Annotated in this window: 19 protein-coding genes; 6 read left to right on the top strand and 13 right to left on the bottom strand. The window is 62.3% G+C overall.

All coding sequences use genetic code 11. From position 1 onward, the window contains the following. Position 1 precedes the first annotated feature (1 nt). Positions 2–1,078 carry a YlbL family protein gene (locus tag HMPREF2760_RS10650; protein WP_070597322.1) on the bottom strand — a complete coding sequence of 359 codons (1,077 nt, stop codon included), beginning with the start codon at positions 1,076–1,078 and terminating at the stop codon, positions 2–4. Positions 1,079–1,171: 93 nt separating this feature from the next. On the opposite strand from HMPREF2760_RS10650, the gene HMPREF2760_RS10645 reads away from it, so the two are divergent. Further along, entirely contained in the window at positions 1,172–2,593 is a 1,422-nt protein-coding gene (locus HMPREF2760_RS10645; RefSeq protein WP_070597320.1) for a zinc-dependent metalloprotease, read from the top strand. On the opposite strand, the gene HMPREF2760_RS10640 is transcribed toward HMPREF2760_RS10645, so the two are convergent. Further along, positions 2,590–3,087 (bottom strand): M48 metallopeptidase family protein, encoded by a 498-nt coding sequence (locus tag HMPREF2760_RS10640; RefSeq protein WP_070597318.1) that lies wholly within the window; start codon positions 3,085–3,087, stop codon positions 2,590–2,592. The two genes, HMPREF2760_RS10645 and HMPREF2760_RS10640, sit on opposite strands and share 4 nt — an antisense overlap. A 72-nt stretch (positions 3,088–3,159) precedes the next feature. Between HMPREF2760_RS10640 and HMPREF2760_RS10635 the strand changes: the two genes are divergently transcribed. Next, entirely contained in the window at positions 3,160–3,990 is an 831-nt protein-coding gene (locus tag HMPREF2760_RS10635) for a hypothetical protein (RefSeq protein ID WP_046647470.1), read from the top strand. Here HMPREF2760_RS10635 and HMPREF2760_RS10630 read toward each other — a convergent pair. Genes HMPREF2760_RS10630 through HMPREF2760_RS10595 form a run of 8 tightly spaced genes read right to left on the bottom strand, consistent with a single transcriptional unit; the run spans position 3,987 to position 16,285 of the window. Further along, the gene (locus HMPREF2760_RS10630) at positions 3,987–6,038 is read right to left on the bottom strand and encodes an ATP-dependent DNA helicase UvrD2 (RefSeq protein ID WP_210386359.1); all 2,052 of its coding nucleotides are present in this window, start codon (positions 6,036–6,038) and stop codon (positions 3,987–3,989) included. The two genes, HMPREF2760_RS10635 and HMPREF2760_RS10630, sit on opposite strands and share 4 nt — an antisense overlap. Further along, positions 6,010–6,744, bottom strand: a complete 735-nt coding sequence (locus HMPREF2760_RS10625) for an NAD(+) diphosphatase (RefSeq protein WP_070597316.1) — start codon at positions 6,742–6,744, stop codon at positions 6,010–6,012. The genes HMPREF2760_RS10630 and HMPREF2760_RS10625 overlap by 29 nt, the downstream gene beginning before the upstream one ends. Beyond that, entirely contained in the window at positions 6,744–7,856 is a 1,113-nt protein-coding gene (locus HMPREF2760_RS10620; protein ID WP_070520204.1) for a potassium channel family protein, read from the bottom strand. The genes HMPREF2760_RS10625 and HMPREF2760_RS10620 overlap by 1 nt, the downstream gene beginning before the upstream one ends. 42 nt (positions 7,857–7,898) lie before the next feature. Further along, entirely contained in the window at positions 7,899–11,111 is a 3,213-nt protein-coding gene (locus HMPREF2760_RS10615; protein WP_070597314.1) for an ATP-dependent helicase, read from the bottom strand. Then, positions 11,104–14,280: an ATP-dependent helicase gene (locus tag HMPREF2760_RS10610; protein WP_246823677.1), complete on the bottom strand. Its 3,177-nt coding sequence runs from the start codon at positions 14,278–14,280 to the stop codon at positions 11,104–11,106. Before HMPREF2760_RS10610 ends, HMPREF2760_RS10615 begins: the two co-directional genes overlap by 8 nt. 3 nt (positions 14,281–14,283) lie before the next feature. Continuing rightward, a complete protein-coding gene (locus HMPREF2760_RS10605) occupies positions 14,284–15,057 on the bottom strand; it encodes a hypothetical protein (protein ID WP_070597312.1) in 774 nt (257 codons plus the stop codon). 32 nt (positions 15,058–15,089) lie between these two features. Further along, a complete protein-coding gene (locus tag HMPREF2760_RS10600; RefSeq protein WP_070597311.1) occupies positions 15,090–16,031 on the bottom strand; it encodes a DUF3152 domain-containing protein in 942 nt (313 codons plus the stop codon). Between the two features lie 32 nt (positions 16,032–16,063). Beyond that, a complete protein-coding gene (locus tag HMPREF2760_RS10595) occupies positions 16,064–16,285 on the bottom strand; it encodes a DUF3107 domain-containing protein (protein ID WP_070520196.1) in 222 nt (73 codons plus the stop codon). A gap of 104 nt (positions 16,286–16,389) precedes the next feature. Between HMPREF2760_RS10595 and HMPREF2760_RS10590 the strand changes: the two genes are divergently transcribed. After that, the gene (locus tag HMPREF2760_RS10590; RefSeq protein ID WP_070597310.1) at positions 16,390–17,778 is read left to right on the top strand and encodes a DEAD/DEAH box helicase; all 1,389 of its coding nucleotides are present in this window, start codon (positions 16,390–16,392) and stop codon (positions 17,776–17,778) included. Further along, positions 17,775–19,076 (top strand): Rv3212 family protein, encoded by a 1,302-nt coding sequence (locus tag HMPREF2760_RS10585; protein ID WP_070597308.1) that lies wholly within the window; start codon positions 17,775–17,777, stop codon positions 19,074–19,076. The genes HMPREF2760_RS10590 and HMPREF2760_RS10585 overlap by 4 nt, the downstream gene beginning before the upstream one ends. Positions 19,077–19,088: 12 nt before the next feature. Here HMPREF2760_RS10585 and HMPREF2760_RS10580 read toward each other — a convergent pair whose 3' ends face one another. Beyond that, a complete protein-coding gene (locus HMPREF2760_RS10580) occupies positions 19,089–19,547 on the bottom strand; it encodes a hypothetical protein (protein ID WP_070597307.1) in 459 nt (152 codons plus the stop codon). Positions 19,548–20,125: 578 nt separating this feature from the next. On the opposite strand from HMPREF2760_RS10580, the gene HMPREF2760_RS10575 reads away from it, so the two are divergent. Beyond that, positions 20,126–20,383 carry a WhiB family transcriptional regulator gene (locus HMPREF2760_RS10575; protein ID WP_010189168.1) on the top strand — a complete coding sequence of 86 codons (258 nt, stop codon included), beginning with the start codon at positions 20,126–20,128 and terminating at the stop codon, positions 20,381–20,383. Between the two features lie 85 nt (positions 20,384–20,468). Next, entirely contained in the window at positions 20,469–20,543 is a 75-nt protein-coding gene (locus HMPREF2760_RS13230; protein ID WP_100227335.1) for a 50S ribosomal protein bL37, read from the top strand. Between the two features lie 78 nt (positions 20,544–20,621). Here HMPREF2760_RS13230 and rsrA read toward each other — a convergent pair whose 3' ends face one another. Both rsrA and HMPREF2760_RS10565 read right to left on the bottom strand, forming a co-directional pair. Next, positions 20,622–20,894 carry a mycothiol system anti-sigma-R factor gene (rsrA, locus tag HMPREF2760_RS10570; protein ID WP_070520186.1) on the bottom strand — a complete coding sequence of 91 codons (273 nt, stop codon included), beginning with the start codon at positions 20,892–20,894 and terminating at the stop codon, positions 20,622–20,624. Then, positions 20,894–21,499, bottom strand: a complete 606-nt coding sequence (locus HMPREF2760_RS10565) for a sigma-70 family RNA polymerase sigma factor (protein WP_070520183.1) — start codon at positions 21,497–21,499, stop codon at positions 20,894–20,896. The genes rsrA and HMPREF2760_RS10565 overlap by 1 nt, the downstream gene beginning before the upstream one ends. Between the last annotated feature and the right edge of the window lie 8 nt (positions 21,500–21,507).

Genomic DNA, 21,507 nt, shown 5'->3' with positions numbered 1-21,507 from the left:
TCTAGCCTTCGCAGGTCTCGACGGGCTTGCCCTCCGCAAAGTCGTGCATGGCTGTGATGGCGTCATCCAGCGTGTGGACCTTGGCCACCACCATGTCGCCGGTGCCACGGCTGACCGCCTCCGCGCAATTATCTGCAGGTGCGAGGAAGAGCTCGGCGCCCGCTTCCTGCGCTGCGTGCACCTTGTGGACGATGCCACCGATGGGGCCGACCTCGCCGTCCTCACCGATGGTGCCCGTGCCGGCAACAAACCGGCCGCCGGTGAGATCCTCATCGGACAATTTGTCAATCACCGCCAACGTAAACATCATTCCGGCCGACGGCCCACCGATGTCCTGTAGGTTGTAATCCACGGTGATGTCTTCGGTGGGCACTGAGGTCATGAGGATGCCCAGCAAAGCTACGTCGTCGTGCTCTGGGTGTGCGCCGAGGGTCACCGGGACTGTCTTTTCCTCCCCCTTGCGAATAATCCCCAGCTTCACCTCATCGCCGGGCTTAAGAGCTCGGATCTTCTCCTGTACCTGGCCAGGCTCCGTGACCTTGTCCCCGTTGACGGCGGTGATGATGTCGGCGTCGTCAAGCGCGCCCGCAGCGGGGCTGTCATCGAGCACCTGAGCCACCTCGATACGCACGGGCTTGTGTAGGTAGTCCATGGCGGCGACGGTGGCCGCCGACTCAGACTGGGTAAAAGCCTGTTGATTGGCTTCCTGAACTTCCTCATCCGTCTTGCCTTGCGGGATGACGCTGCCGATGGGGACGATGGTGTCATCGGTGAAAAGCCACCGCCCCAAAGCTTGAGCCAACGTCATGTTGGTGCGCACGGAGACCGTCGTCATGTTGAGATGCCCCTGCGGCTGAAACGTTTCCGGGGCCTCGACGTTGACCACCGGCTCCCCTTCCACTTCACCCAAGGTGTCCAGGGTAGGACCTGGTCCTTCGGCGGCGTAGGGCACCGACAGGGTGATGTCGGTACCGGGGATGTGGTCGACGCTGAGCAGGGCGCCCGTCAACACCACCGGAATGGCTCCCCACGTCAGGGTGGACAGGCGGCGGGTTCGGGGGTTCTGCGAAGATTTCACGGAGGATCAGCCTACAGCCTCGTGATGCTTGTTCGCTCTCAGCGTTGCCGTGGTCCTAGAATCCGCGCTAGGAAACCTAGTAGATTAGGCCCCATGAGCAACGGATTCGGTTTTTCCTTCCCCAATAACGACGATGACGATGATAACGATCGTCGCGACCAGAACCCGTTCGGCGCCTTCGGCTTCAGCGCGGGCAACGGTGGCCTAGGAGACTTGTTGAATCAGTTTGGCCAGATGCTCTCCGGTATGGGTTCCTCCATGAACTCCCCGGAGGGTGCCGGCCCGGTCAACTATGACCTGGCCAAGCGCATCGCACACCAGCAGATCTCCGGCGATAAAGAGATCAATGATAAAGACCGCACTGCAGTGCAGGAAGCCGTGCGGTTGGCGGAACTGTGGCTGGATGATGCCACGATTCTGCCCACCGCATCCGGCACCGTGACCGCGTGGAATTCTGCGCAATGGTTGGATGAGACTCTGCCGATGTGGCAGCGCATGGTCACCCCGGTGGCGGAGCACATGAACTCCGCGCAGCTGGAATCCCTGCCGGAAGAAGCCCGCGAGATGATGGGGCCGATGACCTCGATGATGAACTCGATGTCCGGCATGAATTTCGGCATGAAGCTGGGCCATGCCCTGGGTGACTTGGCCGCGCAGGCATTGACCGGTTCTGACTTCGGCTTGCCGGTCTCCCCCGCAGGCACCACCGCACTCTTGCCGCACAACATCCAGGCCATCGCGCGCGATCTCAACGTTCCGGGCCAAGAAGTGTTGGTCTATATCGGCGCCCGTGAGGCCGCCCGCCAGCGCCTGTTCAAGCACGTGCCGTGGTTGGTTGAGCGCCTCGTCTCCTCCGTGGAGGAATACGCCATGGGCTTGGTCATCGACACTTCTCACATCGAGGAAGCCACACGCGAGCTCAACCTGGAGTCCGGTGACCCGCAGGCCATCCAGGATGCGATGAACAAGCTGCAAGGCATGGACCTGTCCCCGCGCATCACCTCCCGCAATGCGGGCGCGGCTTCCCGCTTGGAGACTCTCCTGGCACTCGTCGAGGGCTGGGTCGAGCACGTAGTGACCGAGGCCCTGGGTGAGCGCATCCCGTCCACGAAGGCGATGAATGAGGCGTGGGCTCACCGCCGCTCCACCGGTGGTTCTGCGGAGAAGGCCTTCTCCCAGGTCGTTGGCATTGAGCTAAACGCGCCGAAGGTAGAGGCGGCAGCTGAGCTGTGGCGCCGCGCCACCGTCGCAGTGGGCGCCGATAAGCGTGACTCCGCCTGGGACCACCCGGACCTGCTACCTACCGCAGAGCACCTGGAGAACCCGGCTTCCTTCATCGACGGTTTGCTCGATGACACCCCCGACGAGGGCTTTGAAGAAGAGTTTTCCAAGCTGGAGGAGATGCTCCGCCAGCAGGACGCCAGCGCCAGCGATACTGCTGACGAGGACAAGAACACGGACGCTGACGGCGAGGATAAAGAAAACAAAAAGGACAAGCCGGAAGACGAGAACTAGCGGAAGCGCTGGTAGGCCTCGAGGTATCCCTTCGCGCGCTCGGCTTTGGGGGCTCGATCGGCCCACTCCCAAAATTCCGGGCCATGGCCCGGGATGAAGGTGTGTGTTAGCTCGTGGATGATGACGGCGTCGAGGACGTAGTCGGGAACATCCTGCAGCCGGTCAGAAATCCGAATATCTCCCGTTGAGGTAGTGCAACTACCCCAGCGGGATTTTTGGTTACTCACCCACCGGATGGATCCCACCGTGGCGCGGCCCTCCAGAAAGCGGGCGTTCAGGGTACGGGCGCGGGAGGACAAGGAGTCGTCGGAAAGCTGCGAAGAGCTGTGCTTCTTGCGGACCTTCGCCACGATGCCATCCACTGCTTCACGTTCCTCCGCCGCCGACATCCAGGCGGGGATACGCACCTCCACGACGCCATCAACAACGCGGGCTTGAACGGTGCGACGGCGCCGGGCGGAGCGGATGACACGGATCTCGGGATTGCTCGACATGACAGGGCATTCTACCTGTGGTGCAATGATGGCTAAGCACAGCTGGGGTGGGTCATCAACGGGGAGGAAACCATGTCTGCACAGACGTACATGTTGGCGCCGGAAACCACAATCCTGGAGCGCGAACCCGGAATGCTCCAGTGTGGCATGGATGCCACGCGCGTTGGCGTGTTCGAGGCCCACCCGCAACTGGCACGCCTGCTCAACCGGTTGCGCACCCCGCTGACCCGGCAAACCATTGAAAAATCCATCGAGAATACGGGCACGAGCCCGTCCGCTGCCCGCAGCCTGGTTGATGATCTGATCAGTTACCGGGTTCTATGGCCAGCGCCCCAGCCGCAGCGCGTGGCCGTGCTGGGTACGTCGGCCCTCGCCAATGAGCTGCGCGATGTCCTCCTTAACGATTCCTTCCAGCCCCGCTCCCCTCTCCACAGCGAAACACCCTCCGAGTACATCGCGAACGTGGCCGGGTACCTGCCGATCGTGGCCGTCGACATGTTGGACGGCGCCACGGAATGGGCACAAGCCCTGCACAAATCCTCGGCGACGTGGCTGCCGGTATCGATGTTGGATGCCCGCGGCATCATCGGTCCGGTCCGGGTGTCCGGCGCGGGGCCTTGCCCACTGTGCGCGCATCTGCACCGCATCGATGCGGACGAGCAGTGGCACGAGGTGGCGCGCCGCGCCGCCGCGGTAGAACCGCCGGGGGATCCAATCGTGCGCACCGCAATAGTGATGCATGCTGCGGTCACCATCCGCCGCCTTTTGGGAAGGCCCGCCCCGCCCGGGGCTCCCGGCGGCAAGCCGTTAGCCGGGGAGCTTAAGGAGATAGACCCCTACGGGATCGAGCAACACCGGCTGCTGATGGAGCACCCGCGCTGTACGTACTGCGCCGGTGCCTAACCCCGGGTCGAGGCGATGATCTGCAGCACCTCCGCGCCGTAGCGCTCCAGCTTGGAGGGGCCTACCCCGGAGATATCGAGCAACTCCGCCTCGCTGGCGGGAAGAGCCTCCGAGATGGCTTGCAGGGTGGCATCGGAAAACACGACATAGGCAGGAACCTGGGAGTCCTTAGCCACGGACGCGCGCCAGGCGCGCAGCGCATTGAAGACATCCTCATCGCCTTCGTACTCGCACCACTCGTGGCGGCCGAGGACCTTCTCTGCCGGGCTGCTGAGCTGGCCTGAGCACACGCGGCAGCGGCGCGGACGATAGCGACGGTTCGATGTCTGGCTCTCCTCGATTCCCGGCACCACGCCGTCCAGGAAGCGAGTTCGCTCACGCGAGGCCCGCGAACCGGTGGTCTTAGCCAGCGCCCACGACAAAGCTAGGTGCTCGCGGGCACGAGTAATGCCGACATAAAACAGGCGGCGCTCCTCCTCCACGTGCTCATCGCCGGCCTTGATGGCGTGGTTGATGGGTAGCAGTTTTTCGGTGAGGCCAACGAGGAAGACCGCATCCCACTCCAAGCCCTTGGCCGCGTGGATAGTGGCCAAGGTAACGCCCTCCATCGTGGGGTTGTGCTTATTTTCGGAACGGCGGTGCAGCTCACCGAGCACGCCGGGAAGATCGATGCCCTCGTGGTCCTCCACGATTTGTGCGATAAGATCCACCAGTGCGGTGAGCGACTGCCAGCGCTCACGGGCCTGCGCGCCCTGCGGCTCCGTGGCGGACAGTCCCAGCTCCACGAAGGCCGCGCGCGCCACGGCCACCGGATCGTTCGGCAGATCATCGCGGCGCGTGGCGGCGATGAGCACGCGGATGGCCTCCAAGATCTCTGGGCGGCGGAAGAAGCCTTCGCCGCCGCGGACCTGGTAGACCACTCCGGCGTCGGCAAGCGCCTGCTCAAACTGCTCCGACTGCGCGTTGATGCGGTAGAGGATCGCAATCTCCGAGGCCTTAACTCCCTGGTTGAGCAAGGTCAGAACCTGGCCCGCGACCTCCTTGGCCTCAATCTCCTCAGACTCATAGGCCTTAAACGTGGGCTCGGGCCCTGGCTCGCGCATACCCTGCAGCTCCAGACGGGTTCCCGCAGCGCGGCCCGAAGCCTTCGAGATAACTTCGTTGGCCAAGTCCGTCACCTGCGGGGTGGAGCGGTAGTCTCGCTGCAGCTTCACCACAGTGGCCTGCGGGTAAGTGCGGGAAAAATTCAGCAAGTACTCCGGAGAAGCCCCGTTGAAGGAGTAGATGGTCTGGTTAGCATCGCCCACAACCGTCAGGTCATCGCGCTCCCCCAACCACGCCTCCAATACTCGCTGCTGCAGCGGCGTGACGTCCTGGTACTCATCCACCACGAAGGTGCGGTACTGCTCGCGGAATACCTCAGCCACCGAAGGAACGTTCTCGATGGCACCGGCGATATGCATGAGCAAATCATCGAAATCGAGGTACATGAGATCCGGGGTGGCCTTCATGTCCTCATAGCGGCGGAAGACCTCCGCCACCTTGGCCGGGTCCCCCGGTGCCTCGCGGTCCGTGGATTCGATGATTCCGGGATAGCCCTCGGGGCTGATCAGCGAGGACTTTGCCCACTCGATTTCCCCCAGGAAGTCACGGATGGTGTCCTTGTTGTTGTCCAATCCGAGTGAGCGCACCGCGCGCCCCACGAGGCTGAACTTGTTGTCGATGAGCTGCCAAGGCAGATCCCCCGCAACCTGCGGCCAAAAGTACTTCAGCTGACGGCGCGCCGCGGCGTGAAAGGTTTGGGCCTGCACTCCCCCGACGCCCATGTGATTGAGACGCTCACGCATTTCGCTTGCGGCACGAGTAGTAAACGTGACGGCCAGAACGCGTTGTGGGTTGACGAAGCCCTGGTCCACCATGTGGGCGATGCGATAGGTAATCGTGCGCGTTTTGCCCGTACCGGCACCCGCGAGGATGCAGACCGGACCGCGCGGCGCCGTGGCTGCGGCCCGCTGGTCTTCATCGAGCAGGGACAGATCCGGTCTCATCACCGTGGAACCACTCCATAATCATCGTGTGTGCAATTGAGCCCTTGCGGGCAATGGTCAGTTCTGGCAGCTCAGCGCGGGACACCCACCGCACTTCCGCGAGCTCTCCGTCAGTATCGCACACGGGCCGGACATCCTCCGTGACCGCGGAAAAGCCCACCATCAGCGAACCGCTCGGTGGCCAGGGTTGCGAGCCCCAGTAGGTAACTGATTCAACGCGGCGACCGGTTTCTTCCAAAGCCTCGCGGACCATGGCCTCTTCGAGGGTCTCGCCGGGATCGACATAACCGGCAATGAGTGAAAAGAACCCTGATCGGTGCCGGTTGCGAGCCAGAAGAATACGGTCCGTTTCTGGGTGGCGGATGATGCCGATGACGGCCGGATCGAGGCGCGGGAAAACGAGGCGCTCGCCGTCGTGGCCCACGGCCCCCGGGGCAGGATAGGACAGCTCACGCCCAGTGCGCGGATCAAAGCGCGCTTCACGACGGTTGCGAATCAGGTGCAGTGCTTTGAGAATATCGCGCTGCCCGTTGAAAAAGGTGGCATCGCGCAACGTCCCGAGCCGCTCGGCGGACTCAGTGCCCACGAGGAAAGCATGGATGGACCCGGCTGTCACCACGATATCCCCCGCCGGCTCAGCCAGGTAAACAGGTTGCCCTTGAGGCGTTACCGGAACGAGGCCGGCTTCGGTGACGGGCAGGAACATTAGTTGCCTTCGTCCTCATCTTCATCGGTATCTTCCGCGGCTTGCTGCATCTCGTGCTTGATGTAGAGCAGGCGGTCACCGGGCTTGAGCGCGTAGGCATCTGCCGTGTCGACGCGGTGCAGCTCGTTATTACGCAGGACTGCCAAGACGATGTCCGCGAGGTGGCGCGGGTTGGAGCCCACCTCGAATTCGCGTACAGCGCGCTCGGCCACGGAAAAGCCCTCATTCGGAGAGAGGAGGTCCTCCATCATCTCCACCACCGTTGGGGTGACGGTGGCAAGGCCCAGGAGGCGGCCGGCCGTTTCCGCGGAGGTGACCACCGAGTCGGCACCGGACTGCAGGAGAAGGTGGCGGTTTTCGGATTCACGCACAGACGCGACAACCTTAGCCTTCGGATTGAGCTCGCGCACAGACAACGTGCACAGCACCGCGGTATCGTCCGTGGACGGCGTCACCACCACGGAGGAGGCGTGCTGCGCGCCGGCGATGCGCAGGACATCCTGTTTGGTTCCGGAGCCATAGATGGTGACAAGGCCATGGTGCTCGGCGCTAGCTAGGGCCGCACGGTTATTGTCTACGACCACGATTTGGGAGGCTGGGACGTCATCGGCGATAAGCGCGGCGACCGCACCGGCGCCCTTGGTGCCATAGCCGATGACGACGGTGTGGTTACGCAATTGCTTTCTCCAATTCTGGATTTCAAACGTGCGACGGGCTCGATCCGTCAGAACCGACAAGGTAGCACCGACCAACAAAACAAGGAAGAGCAGGCGGGCCGGAGTAACAATAACGAGGTTGATAAAGCGCGCCGTGGGGGTCACAGGGACGATATCGCCGTAGCCCACAGTGGTCAACGACACCGCTGAATAATAGGCAGCATCGAGGAAGGACAGGTCTTCGCTGTAGCCATCGCCGTCGAAAAAGACGACGATGGTGACGAAGACCAACAGCCCCATGGCCCAAATAACGCGGCTTGCCAGCTGTTTCCACGGGCTGGTGCTCTGCGTGCGCGGAATCGTGATGACGTCGATCAGCGCATGATCTGGCTGCGAGGTCAGCTCAACCTGCGACAAGAAACGCGATGTAAAGCGTTTACCTAAGTGCTTGGGCACGAAGTGCCAACCTCCCTAGACAGTGCGGATTTCCTCGTGAGACTACCTTAGACTCAACCCCGGTGGCGTGGAAACTGCGGAGCTTAAAAGCTCAGCCAACCGTGCTCCGGTGGGCAAGTCATCCGGCTCCAAGAGATAATTCTCATGCACGTAGAAGAACGCCGCGCGGACGGTCTCCACGCCGTGGATGCGCCGCCATGCTTCTGCGTAGACAGCCAGCTGAATCTGCGCCGAGGCCAATGCGGCGCCCTGCGGGCGGCGGCCGGTCTTCCAGTCCACGATGAGCCAGGAGCCATCCGGCTGCTGGAACACCGCGTCCATGCGGCCGCGGACAACCGAGTCCCCAATGGTGATCTCGAAGGGGGCCTCGACATAAGCGGGAGTGCGCTGTGCCCACTCGGAGGCCAGGAAAGACTCCTTGAGGGATTCCAAGTCATGGTCCGGTTCGTCGTGCGAGCCTGGCAGCTCGTCCTCCCCCAGCAAGGCTGGGGAACCGAAACGATCCTCCAGCCAGGCGTGGAAAGCTGTGCCGCGCTTGGCATAGGAATTGGGCTTGAAGGGAATGGGGCGACGCTGGCGGCGCGCGAATTGGGTGGGATCCGCCGACATAGCCACCATGTCGGAGGCCGTCAGCTCGCCAGGCAGTTCAACATCGACCACGGGGGCTTGAAGGGCCTTGTGTTCTTCGATGAGCGCACTCGCCTCCTGCTCCCAGAGCCCAAAGACTTCGCCATCACGCAGCGACGGTAAGTCCTCCATCGCCGCGCGCACCGCGTCTGCTGCTTTCAGTGCTTCCGCTTGCGGGGTCAGCGAGGGAAAAGACGCCTCGTTAACCGCGCCTTCCGCTTCTTCTTCCGGAACCTCGGGGACCTCCCAATGGACCACCAGATCTGGGTGCTTATCCGCCAGCAACTGCAGGTAGGAATAGGGCCCCTTCTTGTTCTTGCCCTTCATCCTGTTGGTGCCGGAGCCCGTCACCGTCAACGTGGACTCCGTGCGGGTCATGGCCACGTAGAAAAGACGCGCCGCTTCCTCTGCCTGGAACTCGCGGTTTTGTTCTTTGAATGCTGTGCACGCCTTGTCGAAGTCGGTGCGTGTCACCGCATCCTCGGGGACATCAATGACGTCCTCATCGCCCGGGGCCTTCTCGATCTTGGTCAGGAAGGTTTCCGCCTGCGCCTTGTAGCTCGAGGAATCCGCATGTGCCACGCACACGTGCTCCCATTCCAAGCCCTTGGCCTTGTGCACTGTCATGATCTGCACGCGGTTGCACACGAGCGGGACCTCTCCCAGCTCGAGTCCATCTTCCTTCTCCTTAGCCAGCTCAAGGTAGTCCAAGAGGCCGGCCAGGCCATCCCCGTGGAAGCCCGCGACGAAGTCAGCGAAGGCGTCGAGGTGCGTAGTCCCACCAGCCTTACCGGAAGCGAGGACTTCGGTGCGCAGGCCGAAGAGTAGCTCAATGTCGGCGATGATGTCATTCAACGACTTACCCAGGGAATAGGTGCGCAAGTAACGCAGCTTGGAGGAGACCTCCTCCAAGCGTTCTAAGCCTTCCACGCTGTAGCGATCGCGCTCGCCGAGGTCTGCGAGGGCGTCGGCAAGCCCCAGCACCTGGTCCGGGCCCTCCGCAGTGATCTCCTCGACCTGGATAGCCAGGTGCTCCAAAGGATCACCGCCCTCCCACCGCGTGCGGCCCTCGGTGGCGCCTGCGAGGTTGCGCTGACGCGAATGCAGCGCCTGGATATCGGCGATGCCCAAGCCGCACATCGGACCGGTCAGCACACGCAGTGCCGCCGCGCTGTCCTGTGGACGCACCAAGAGCGTAGCCACTGCCACGAGGTCTTGGATCTCTGGCTGCCAGAGCAGGCCACCCAGGCCGAAGATCTCATTGGGCACGCCAGCCTCATCCAAGGCGGCGGCGATCAAAGGCGATTGCCTATTGGTGCGCACGAGCACGGCGGCGCTGAAATCCTCGCCTTCCGGCGTGGACTCATAGAGCTGACGAAGGTGATCAGCGATGAAGGAGCGCTCCTCGTCCTCAGATGCGAAGTAACCCAGCTCAACCGTGCCAGCCGGTGCCGTGGGCTTGGGCGACAGCTCATCCACGGGGCGCTCGCCGGGGCTTGAGGAGAAGAGCTCCGAAGCCACGTCATTGGCCAACCCCAGCACCGTCGACGGGTTACGCCAAGAGGTAGTGAGCTGATCCTTCGGCGCCGGGGTGCCATCAGGCTGCGGAAAGTCCGTGACAAAAGCCTCCAGGTTTTCGGCCGTCGCGCCACGCCAGCCATAGATGGACTGCATGGGATCACCAACCGCAGTAACGGATAGTCCCTCGCGCTCGCCGCCGAAGAGGGAGCGCAATAGGATGCGCTGCGCGTGGGAGGTGTCCTGGTACTCATCCAGCATGATGACGCGGTAGCGCGCGCTTTGTTGCTCACCCAAAAGCGGGAAGTTTTTGGCCAGGGTGGCGGCGATGGACATCTGCTCACCGAAGGTGATCACCCCGCGCTCCGCTTGCTCTTTCTTGAGAGCTTCCACCAAGGGCAGGTGCTCCAAGCGCAGGCGCTGGATATCCAAGTACTTCTGCAAGTCTTTACCGAACTCGCCTTTAGTCCGCTTGCTCTTTTCTAGATCCTCAGCGGTTTTTCGGAAGATATCCTCGTGCTCATAGAGATCCTGCGGATCTTTGAGCTCCCCGTCCATCGTTTCCGCGAGCTTGAGCAAGGTCGCGGTCACCGTGGCCACCGCATTATCGGTGCTCAGCGAACCCGTGTAGTTGCTGACCACCTCGTGGGCAATGGCATAGCGTTCCGCCTCCGTGATGATGCGGGCATTCGGCTCCACCGGCATGAGCAAGCCATACTCGCGGACGAGATCGCCTGCATAGGAGTCATACGTGGACACGTTGGGGGCGATATTCTCTACCGCCTCAGCCGCCGGGCTGCCCGGGGCAAGGATTCCAGAAGATCGCAGCGTCAACAGCTGGCGGCGGATGCGCTGCTCCAGTTGCTGGGCCGCCTTGCGGGTAAAGGTGAGGCCGAGGACCTGCTCGGGCCTCACCAGACCATTCGCCACGAGTGAGACCACGCGTGAGGCCATCGTTTCCGTCTTACCAGCGCCGGCGCCGGCCACGACGAGTTTCGGACCGAGCGGGCCATCGATAACAGCGGCCTGTTCCGGGGTGGGAGGAAAAGGCTTGCCCAGCGCGGCAGCAAGCTCCTCAGGGCTGAAGTGTTGAGCCGGATTCTTAGGCATTGGTCACCAGACCTCCTTCATTCATCACGGGGCAAATAGAGCGGATTGGGCAGCGATCACAATCGGCATTTTCGCGCGCGGTCAGATCCGGTCCGCGCAGCTCAGCCACGAGTGCGGGCAGCATTTGTGCAAATTCCGCAAGCTCTTCTGGGGGCTTGGTGGCTTGTTCTCGGGTGGGCACGGAGGCAGCGCTCGACCGCGGGAACACCAGAACACCACCGCCTCGCGGCAGGCCATCACCGGTCCGGATGGACACGTCATGAGATTCGCTACCTGGTTCTGCTGCAGCCCCGACGAGCTGGCCGTGTGCTAGCGCCAACTGATACGTCATGAGCTGAGTGTTGTCCTGAGCGCTGGTCGCCGACGGGACTTTTGTCCCCGTCTTGAGATCCACCACAACATAGTCCTCGCCGGCTTTTGCCAGCCGGTCGATGAACCCACGGATGGTGACATCAGGACCGATATCCACGGTGACGGGGACCTCGACGCCCACGGGCTCGAGCGAGACTGAACTCGAGAGCACCCAGCCATGGGTGCGGTCGATGAGGCGTTCAAAGTCCGCGCGTTCAGCTTCCCGGTGCCACGCTGGGCCTTCCACAAGCGAGTCGAAAGCATCGAGCACCAGCCGCTTCGCAGGTTCAGCGGCCGCGCCGCGGCCTAAAGCCTCCAAGAAGGCATGCGCCAGGTTGCCCCGCACGAGGTTGATGTTCGAGGAATCATCCTCCGCCAGCTGCCCCAACACGGCGTTGAGCGGGCACGAGAGCAGGGCATCGACCCGGGACGGCGATACTGTGCTCGACCCACGCAGCGGAAGTTCGGAGGCCACGCCGCGCGCGGCCCACCAGTGATCCGGATGCGCCCCTGGAACCCCGGCCTTTGCCAAACGTGCCAACTGCCGTACCGCTTGGGAGCGCTCCGCCTCTCCTGTTTCCGGATCGGTAGCGCGGCGGCGCAGCTGCGCCACGAAGGAGGGCACTGACAACACCGAGACATCGAGGGGATCCACTTCCTCATCGCCACGTGAACCGCTATGCAGTGTGACCGGGCTCGGATCCGGAACCTCGAGGCCCAACTCGCGCGGCCAGGCCTGACGCGCCAAGCGTTTGCCGGCCTCCCGGCGCGCTTGTGCACCGGGAACATCGACTCCGCGTGCAGAAAGGAATTCGTCGATGAAGCGGGAGGGCTCTTCCACCACATCGCCCTCCGGCGAATCCACCGCCACGATGAGCAGGCGGCTCAAGTGGCGGGTGGTAGCCACGTGGAAGAGGCGGCGCTCCTCCGCTAAGCGCCCGGACACGTGGCTCACCGGTGTGCCGGGCGTAATGTCGCGGTCGATGAGATCAATGAGGTCTTCTTGTCCAAAGAGGGAGCCGGTCTCCCCCACCGAGGGCCATGTGCCCTCTTGAACGCCCGCCACAATGACGGTGTCCCACTCGCGCCCCACCGCGCCGTGCGCAGTGAGGATCTCTACAGCATCGGGCAAGGCCGCGCGACGGTCGCGCACGCCAGTAGGCAGCTCCTGCTCCGTGATGTGCAGGATGAAGGACTCCAACGATGCCGCCGGACGGCGCTCGGCGTAATCACCGGCAGCGTCGAACAACGCCATCATTGCATCCAGGTCGCGGTCTGCCTGCGAGCCCGCGGCACCACCGCGCAGAGCCGCTGCCTGCAGGCGCGTGTCCAAACCGGTGGCCTGCCACACCTCCCAGAGGACTTCCTCAACGGCAGCTCCCGCGCGCAGGGCCGCACGCCCAGCAGACAGCACCCCGCGAATGCGCGCCAGAATCGCTTCCTCGCGCTCCGTGAGAAGGTTATTGAAGTCCGGCAACTCACCGTCCAGCAGCTCACGCAGCGATTCCATTCCGCGCTGCTCCGGCTTCCAACGGCGCAGGCCGCGGATGAGTCGGCGCAATGTTACCGGGTCAGCTCCACCGACAGGCCCGGTAATTAGGTCCTCGAGCTCTGCAGGATCGAGTTCGTTCTCCAAGGCGCGCAATGCTAAGAGCACTGCTTTGACCAAGCGCTGCTCTGCAAGCACAACGTCTGTGGGATTGATATGTACCGGCACGCCAGCGCTAAGCAGTGTGCGACGGGCGGGACCAATATCCCCGGTGGAGCGCACTATCACCGCGATATCGCGCCATTGCACCCCGTCTTCGAGGTGGCGGCGGCGAACCGTATTAGCCACAACATCACGCAAAGTACCGCGGGAATCCACAACGCTGACGCACGCCGGGGAAGGCGTGCGGTGCGTAGAGCTCAGACGCAGCTCGTTCTCTGCATCCCAGGTGGTGAGGAATTCCGAGTTGGCACCGCGGAAAGCAAAGACCGCTTGGTCGGGGTCACCACCAATCACTGTGAGGCGAGCGGTCTTTGCCAGCTCAGCAATCAATTGTCCTGAGGTCGGGTCCAGCAGCTGGGCATCATCGACCACGATGGTGTGCCATGGATGCTCACGCAGCAGCTCCGGGCGCAGAAGAACCTGGCTAACCAGCTCCGCAGCGGAATAGGAATGCGAACCCGCCAGCGCCTGGGTGCGCTCATATTCGCGCAGGAACTCGCCCGCGGCCGCCCACATGGGCCGGGAGTAGCGCTGTCCCAGCTCCTCCAAATCTGAAGGCCCCAGGCCGCGTTCGATGGAGCGCAGCAACAGGTCACGCAGTTGGCGCGCAAACCCCACGTACTCAAGGGCTGGGCGCATCTCCTCCGGCCACGCGCCCCTGCCATCGGCAGCATGCCCCTGGAGCAGCTCACGGATCACCGCATCCTGCTCAGCGCCGGTAATGAGGCGCAGCTCTTCCTCGCTGCCTTGGCGCAGAAGGGCGAAAGCCAGCGAGTGCACCGAGCGCACCATCGAGGTCTGCGCGGCGTAGTCATCGAGGTTCTCAGCTAACTCGCGGCGCAGCAACGAGCCGGATTCCTTGGACGGGGCAACGACAAGGATGCCGGAGGCATCGGCGCCGGCGTTCAGTTGTGCCAAGACAACGTCGATAAGCAGGCTCGATACTCCCGACCCCGCCGCTCCCAGGACTCTCCACGTGCCCTGTTGCGGCAATGGCACGTTCCACGTGCGCGAGGCGGCACGACGTCTTCGGGGAATAAGGCGGACATCCGGCGAGGGGGGAAGCGTGACGCCGGTACGTGTGGGGGATTCGCTGCTGTACTTCACGCCCTACAGTCTGTCAGATGTTGCGGACACGAGGGCCGCTTCTACCCTTTCGATGTTCGAACGCACGGTCGCCTTTGACCGCGGGTGCAGGATATTGACGTAACGACGGTACGCCACAGCACGCAAGAGCAACTGCTGCATACCGGGCACTGACGCGAAGCGAGCACAAATCTCATCGTCCACCGCCTCCGCAATGAGACCATCCACCATGACCACCGCGGCGGACCAGCCCACCGGGCGCGGGGCCGCGGAAGGCACAATATCAGTCAGCGCCGGCGGGTTAGCCCCGGAGAACACCGTGGTCCCCAGGACATCCACGTGCGCGGTGACCAGTGGAAGCCCTGCAAGCTCAGTATCGGAATAGGCCTCACCGCTCTCCTCCCAGGCAGCCCTCTCCGCCCGCGCAAAAACATCTTCGCGCCTATCCAGCGTGGGCAATGGCGCCAGCGCTAGGGCCTCATCGAGCCGCAGCGCCAACTGCGCAGTCTCATCAATGCGCCCGCGCAACTGCCCCTCCACGAACTGCGTGGCCTTCCACCCGGCAGCCGTGTAGCGCCCATCCGCCGTCAGCACCGGGCGGGCAATGCGCGCTCCCGGCAGGCTGAGCTTCTCGCGTACCTTGGCGGACCAGCTGGTCCACGCGCGAGCTTCGGCAAAGACAATATCCCCGACGCGAATCCCGTTATCCCAGGCAGGCCCCACGAGCTCTCCCTGCGTTCTGCGGGGATGGAACTCAGCGTTAAAGGCTGCAAGAACGGGCTCAGGAGGCAATGGCATTGGGGAAACAGTCCTTTTAGCTTCGGGCCGATTTACTCGGGTTTGGTGTGATCGGAACTTGCGGGAGTCGGATAGGGCCAGGGGTTCGGCTCACAGGTGACATCCTCATCCGGATAGATCTCGTTTGGCTCTTTCTCAAAGAGCTGTGCGTTATTCAAGCTCAGCGTCTGCTGCATCATGACCGGTGCGAGTTTACCGGCGCCGCCGCAGGGCTGGTGCGCGGCGAATCCGATGGCGTGACCAAACTCGTGGTTGATCAAGTACTGGCGGTAATTGCCCACATCCCCCTCAAATGGCGCAGCGCCCCGGACCCAGCGGGACTCGTTGAGGTTCACAGTGGACTCCCCGGTAATAGTGGTGTGGCACGAGGTTTCTGATTCCAACTGCGCGCCGCACAACTTCGCCGTGGTCCCCAGCGAGGTCAGGCGGATGTGCGTATCGGGATTGTCATCAGCCTTGACGTGGATGAACTCAAAGTCGCCGTTGGCGGTCCACCCGCGGGGATCGGCCAAGGTGGCGTCGACCAGCGCTACGACGGCCCTATCGCCGCCATAAGTAGAGGTGTCCACACCATTTTCGATTTCGACTGAGAACCGGATGGTCTGTTTTCCGCCCTTGCCCGCGTGCATAGTAGAAGGGCCGGCATCGCGGTAGGTTTCATCACCTTGCTCCGTGAAGTCACCGCCGGCGGGCAAGCCATCCTTGGCCGCGGCAACTGCACTGGCATTGGCGGGATCAGGCCCCTTGCGGGAGGGTGCGTCAGCAGCCGCAGTGCTTGCCGACGTCTCCCCTGCCGCCGACACCTCCGCATCCTGGGCTGGGGAACGAAAAACATCAACCAGCACCCACACCGTGATGACGACCATGACGGGGATCGCCACCACTCGCCACCAGCCGTACTCGCGAGCGAAACGCTCCACCGCCGAGACGAACTGTGGGCGCTGCTTAAGTTCCGCGGGATTATCCATGGCCATTTAGGCTACCCGCTGAGGCAGCGAGCGCGTACTTAGCCTGCGAATCCAACGGTGTGGGCGCGCACGGTGCCGATTTCCACGTAGACCACACGCTCGGTCCGCACGATATAGGTGCGGCCCTTGGTGTCCTTCAATTCGAGAGTGGAGTTCTCCCCCAAGGCGTTGTTGATGGTCTGGGTCAGCTCTTCTCGCTCACCATCCGCGTGAATGACCAGTTCGCGGGCGGTATCGGCGAAGCCAAATTTGATGTCCATGTGGTGTCTACTCCCTTAAATCGTGTTCTTTAGTCCGTGCCATGAGGCCTGCGCCCCCGGCGCTCTAATGGCCCCACTATAGCCACGTCCTCTACTATCAAGGTGTGCTTGCCCCGAAATCATCCCGCGATTCCCGCGAATCCCCTACCTTTGCCGAGCTCGGCGTCGCCGTAGAGATCTGTGATGCCCTCGCTGAGAACGGGATTACGCACACCTTCGCCATCCAAGAGCTCACCCTGCCCATCGCCCTGAATGGCCACGACCTCATTGGCCAAGCGCGCACCGGCATGGGAAAAACCTATGGTTTCGGTGTGCCGTTGCTGGATCGCGTTTTCGATGACGCCGACATCCCGGAGCTCGACGGCACTCCCCGCGCGCTGGTCATCGCGCCGACCCGTGAGCTGGCCATCCAGGTCAGCGGGGACCTCAAGGTTGCTGCCGCGAATCTTCCGCTCAGCGTCGTCACCCTGTGCGGCGGACGTCCCTACGAAGAGCAGATCACACAGATCAAGAGGGGCGCGGACGTCGTCGTGGGCACTCCGGGCCGCCTGCTCGATCTCTGCCAGAAGAAGCACCTGTCCTTCGACCAGGTCAGCGTTCTGGTTCTGGATGAGGCCGATGAGATGCTGGACTTGGGCTTCCTGCCGGATATTGAGAAGATTCTCTCCCTCCTGCACGGCAACCCGCACCAGACCATGCTCTTTTCCGCCACCATGCCCGGGCCCATCGTGACGTTGGCCCGCACCTTCCTCACCAAGCCGGTCCACATTCGCGCCGAGTCCGGCGACGCCCAACAGACCCATTCCTCCACGCGCAAGGTCACCTTCCAGGCACACCGCATGGACAAAATCGCGGTCTTGGGAAAGATCCTGCAGGCAGAAGGCCGCGGGCGCACCATCATTTTCACGCGCACCAAGCGCTCGGCAGCCGCCGTCGCAGACGAGCTAGCGCAGCGCGGCTTTAGCGTGGGCGCGGTCCACGGCGATTTGGATCAAAAGGCTCGCGAGCGCTCGCTCTCCGCCTTCCGCGAAGGCACCGTGGAGATTCTGGTGGCCACGGATGTCGCCGCTCGCGGCATCGACGTCGATGATGTCACCCATGTCATCAACTATCAGGTGCCGGATGACCCCATGACCTTTGTCCACCGCATTGGCCGCACCGGCCGCGCTGGCCACACCGGCACGGCGGTAACGCTCGTTGGCTACGATGAGCTGAGCAAATGGCAGGTTATCAACGATGAGCTTTCTCTGGACCAGCCCGAGCCGCCACAGTGGTTCAGCACCTCTCCTGAGCTTGCGCAAGCGCTCGATATTCCCGAGGGCGTTTCTGACACCGTTGGTCCGCCCACCAAGGTGCTGGGTGCAGCGAAGCGTTCGGGCTCGCGCGGGGGATCGCCGCGTGGAGGCTCCTCGCGTTCCTCTACAGCTTCCGCCCGCGCCTCTCGCCGCACCCGTTCCCGCAAACGCAATCCCCGTCAAGGAGGGCATCGATGAGCACCGAGCACACCCAGGAAGCCCAGCTGGATAAGGCCCGGGCAAAGGTCGACTCGTCGAAGAAGGCTCCCATCCTGTGCTCCACGAAGGCGGACTGGATTGCTGTGGGCGCCATCAGTGCGGTCTGCGCCATCGCCATCGGCGGCGCGGTCATCACCGCACCCATTCATAAGGCGGAGCTCACCCCGGCGGTGGACACCGCGTCCGGCGATGAGCCGGCGCTTCTCGCCGCCACCCCAAGCTCCCTCACCGAAGCCTTCAGCCTTCCCAACACTCTCGTGCCGGGACAGGCTCGCGCGGTATCCTCCAACGGCCTGTTGATCACCCATGACGACGATATGCTCAGCGCCTCGAACGCCTCCGGCGACGAAGTGTGGACCTATCAACGCCGCGATGCCGACCTGTGTTCGCTCACCACAGCGTGGAACAAAGTTGTGGCTTCCTATGATGCAGGCAATGGTTGCGGCGATGTAGTGGCGATCGATGCCGCCACCGGCCAATACTCCGATACCCGCAGCGCCCGCAATTCCGAGGAGGTGGTCCCCATCATGTCGAATGACCGCGTGGGCACCGTTTCCGCAGAGCGCGTAGAGCTCTGGCGCTCGGATCTTGTGCGCTCGGTTGAGTACGGTGATGTCGACGCCAAACAGGAGCCAAACCTCCAGCCCCACGAGGACTGCGCCATCACCTCAGCGCTGACCCGCACCGAAACACTGGGTATCACCGAGACCTGCCCAGATTCCCCGGACTCCACGTGGCTGCGCATCCAAAATGCCACTCCTGAGGATTCCCGTTCTCCGGAAATTACAAAGGACATCGAAATTGAGGATCCTGGTGCGCGCCTCATCGCCTACGGCCAAGAGGCAGCCGCGGTCTTCCTCCCTGGCGATTCACCGCGCATCGTCTCTTATAGCTTTGAAGGTGAAACACTGTCGTCCACGGACGTTGAGCCTTCGAAGTCCATCACCAACGCCGCGTCCCCCTTTGCGCCCGCGATTGCGGATCTTCCGCACCACATGTCGTGGTTCGACGGCGAGCGTCTCTATCTCTTTACCCCTACCGAGCTCAATGTGGATCACATTCTCGAGCAAGCGGTGGGAACCGGGGTCGCAGTCGACGAACGCCTACTCGTCCCCACTGAGGAGGGGATCGACGTGGTGAACTGGTCTACCGGGAAAACCGAGAAGACCATCCCCGTTGACCGTGACGGCTATTCCGGCCCGATTTCGCTAACGCTAGCGGGCACGGTCATCGTTGAGCAGCGCGGCGACACCGCTGTGGCGCTCACCGCCGCTTAAGAGCATGCCCTACTAAAAGTGGCTTTCAGCCCACTGCGCCGTCTCGGGCCGCGCCATGAGCAGGTATAGGACGAGCCCGGCGCTTGCCAAGGTCACGATGCCTAGCAGCGCTGAGCCGCCGTTAAACATCTGAAAAGCCATGGCGCCCAGGATGAATTCCACCAGCACGATGGCTCCGCGGCCCCAGCGTTTGCCTTTGACGAAGGCCCACGAGCCGACGATGACAAAGCCGAACACGATAAAGATGAAGATGGCAGTGCCCAGGCCCACGAAGCTCGATGCGCCGGAATCGGACACCATGGAGCCGTTCTCAGCTCCAGCAACCTCACGGACGATGAGGAAGATGCCGAAAATAATAACCGCGATGGATTGGACCACGGCGATGCCGGCAGCCGCCATCACCGTACGCGGTGCACGGTTTCCGGCAGCTCGGTCAGGTGTCGTTGAGGGCTGGTTCTTCTTCTTATTCACGGGCGTTTAGTCTACTTCCCTGCCCCATGGTTTAGGCAGTCTCCACGCCAAAGCTTCACCCACTGCCAATTCGGCCGCCGCGGTACTCGCACGTCCTGTACTCAGCTTCGACTTTCCTCCTGCTGTGTTTTCGGGGGCAGCGAGGAGGTTGATGGATTTGACGCGATCCAGGTCACCACACTCACCCCAATCTCCCCGTCGCCGCAGGTAGAGACGCTACTGACAGGCTTCTTACAGCCGCCCACCCATTAGAAAAGTGCAAATTGGAAGAATTTATTTAGTGACGTTGGACACTTTTAACCCTTTACCCCTAGCGGACTTTGAGTAAACGTGTCATTATTCTCAGGTAGCAAAAACAACGAGCTGTTAAATCAGTTCTTAACTCGGAGAATCCTTCGAGTTAACAGAAAGTGAACCACGGCGGCGTCGACGCTGGCCCTAACTCGAGACAGGGCCCCACTGACCGCAGACCAGTCCACTTACACCCAGTAGCACTCAGTTCAGTTCACCACCGTGGACTGCCCTTGGTGCGCCTACTTCGCCCACTGCTGTCAAAAATTTGTTAGGAGATTTCAATCATGGATTGGCGCCACGAAGCCGTTTGCCGCGACGAGGACCCGGAGCTCTTCTTCCCTGTCGGTAACTCCGGCCCCGCACTCACCCAGATCGCTAAGGCCAAGCTGGTCTGCAACCGCTGCCCAGTTGCCTCTTCCTGCCTCAAGTGGGCCCTCGAGTCCGGCCAGGATGCCGGCGTGTGGGGCGGCCTTTCTGAGGAGGAGCGCCGCGCTATCAAGCGCCGCAACCGCAGCCGCGGCCGTGCCCGCGTATCTGCCTAAACAGACACACCCCCGATTAACACCCAGGCATACCCTGCCGCTACAGTTGAATAAGTTCATTTACCCTTAACCGAAGGAGTACGCGATGAGCAAGCGTGGCCGTAAGCGCAAGGATCGCCGCAAGAAGTCCGCTAACCGCGGCAAGCGTCCTAACGCATAACGTCAGCATTCAGGGCTCGTTCCTCACCCCAACACCGTGGGCGGGAACGAGCCCTTTGCTTATCCCCAGGTAATTTACCTATCCCCAGGTAATTTCAGTCCTCGTAATCTGCACGCTAATGCGTTGGCGCAGCGACTGCGGCGCGGCCTGTCCCCCACAGCACTTGCGTACGAGTGCCCGAACTACTTCCTCGCTCTCAAGGCGTTGCTGGCAGGCATCGCACTGCGCAAGATGCTCGCGGATTGCCATAGCTCGCGCGTAGCTCGTCGATTCATCGAATAGTTCCCTAAAGAGCGCTTCAACCTCCGGAGAGTTACACGCACCGCAATTGCGTCCTGTTGCGCGTTCCATTACTTCTCCTCCATCTCTGGGTGGTTGCGACCAATGCCTTTTTCTCGTGCTACGTCCTTCAACGCCGCGCGAAGCAGTTTTCTTCCGCGGTGGAGGCGGCTCATCACCGTTCCCAACGGTGTACCCATCACGTCCGCGATTTCCTTATAAGCCAGGCCCACTACATCCGCGTAGTACACCACCATGCGGTAGTCCTCCGGTAGGTCATTCATGGCCTCGGAAATCTCCGAATCCGGCATCTGTTTGAGGGCCTCGACCTCCGCCGATTCCAAGCCCGTGGAGTCATGCCCGGCCGTGGTATACAGCTGAAAGTCGCTCAGCTCATCCGCAGAGGATTCCAGCGGACGACGCTTGGCCTTCCGGTAGGAGTTGATGTAGGTATTCGTCATGATGCGATACAGCCAGGCCTTGAGATTCGTCCTCTGTTTGAAGGAATCAAAATTGCTATAGGCCTTGAGGTAGGTCTCCTGGATGAGATCCTCTGCATCCTGGGGGTTGCGCGTTAGGCGCATCGCTCCGCCATACAGTTGATCCAGCAAGGGCAAGGCTTGCTCCTCAAACAATCGCTGTTTCTGAAGCGTCTCGCTCGTCGTTTCGGTGGCCATGCTCACCA

The organism is Corynebacterium sp. HMSC065D07 (genome assembly GCF_001810695.1).
Classification (GTDB): Bacteria; Actinomycetota; Actinomycetes; order Mycobacteriales; family Mycobacteriaceae; genus Corynebacterium; species Corynebacterium hesseae.
This window is presented reverse-complemented; position numbering and strand designations above follow the sequence as displayed.

What these genes read in the sequence shown, in the direction of transcription:
- HMPREF2760_RS10645 (WP_070597320.1), top strand. Translation starts at nt 1,172, where the DNA reads ATGAGCAACGGATTCGGTTTTTCCTTCCCCAATAACGACGATGACGAT.
- HMPREF2760_RS10585 (WP_070597308.1), top strand. Translation starts at nt 17,775, where the DNA reads ATGAGCACCGAGCACACCCAGGAAGCCCAGCTGGATAAGGCCCGGGCA.
- HMPREF2760_RS10630 (WP_210386359.1), bottom strand. Translation starts at nt 6,038, where the DNA reads ATGAGACCGGATCTGTCCCTGCTCGATGAAGACCAGCGGGCCGCAGCC.
- HMPREF2760_RS10615 (WP_070597314.1), bottom strand. Translation starts at nt 11,111, where the DNA reads ATGCCTAAGAATCCGGCTCAACACTTCAGCCCTGAGGAGCTTGCTGCC.
- HMPREF2760_RS10635 (WP_046647470.1), top strand. Translation starts at nt 3,160, where the DNA reads ATGTCTGCACAGACGTACATGTTGGCGCCGGAAACCACAATCCTGGAG.
- HMPREF2760_RS10640 (WP_070597318.1), bottom strand. Translation starts at nt 3,087, where the DNA reads ATGTCGAGCAATCCCGAGATCCGTGTCATCCGCTCCGCCCGGCGCCGT.
- HMPREF2760_RS10605 (WP_070597312.1), bottom strand. Translation starts at nt 15,057, where the DNA reads ATGCCATTGCCTCCTGAGCCCGTTCTTGCAGCCTTTAACGCTGAGTTC.
- HMPREF2760_RS10565 (WP_070520183.1), bottom strand. Translation starts at nt 21,499, where the DNA reads ATGGCCACCGAAACGACGAGCGAGACGCTTCAGAAACAGCGATTGTTT.
- HMPREF2760_RS10625 (WP_070597316.1), bottom strand. Translation starts at nt 6,744, where the DNA reads ATGTTCCTGCCCGTCACCGAAGCCGGCCTCGTTCCGGTAACGCCTCAA.
- HMPREF2760_RS10600 (WP_070597311.1), bottom strand. Translation starts at nt 16,031, where the DNA reads ATGGCCATGGATAATCCCGCGGAACTTAAGCAGCGCCCACAGTTCGTC.
- rsrA (WP_070520186.1), bottom strand. Translation starts at nt 20,894, where the DNA reads ATGGAACGCGCAACAGGACGCAATTGCGGTGCGTGTAACTCTCCGGAG.
- HMPREF2760_RS10595 (WP_070520196.1), bottom strand. Translation starts at nt 16,285, where the DNA reads ATGGACATCAAATTTGGCTTCGCCGATACCGCCCGCGAACTGGTCATT.
- HMPREF2760_RS10575 (WP_010189168.1), top strand. Translation starts at nt 20,126, where the DNA reads ATGGATTGGCGCCACGAAGCCGTTTGCCGCGACGAGGACCCGGAGCTC.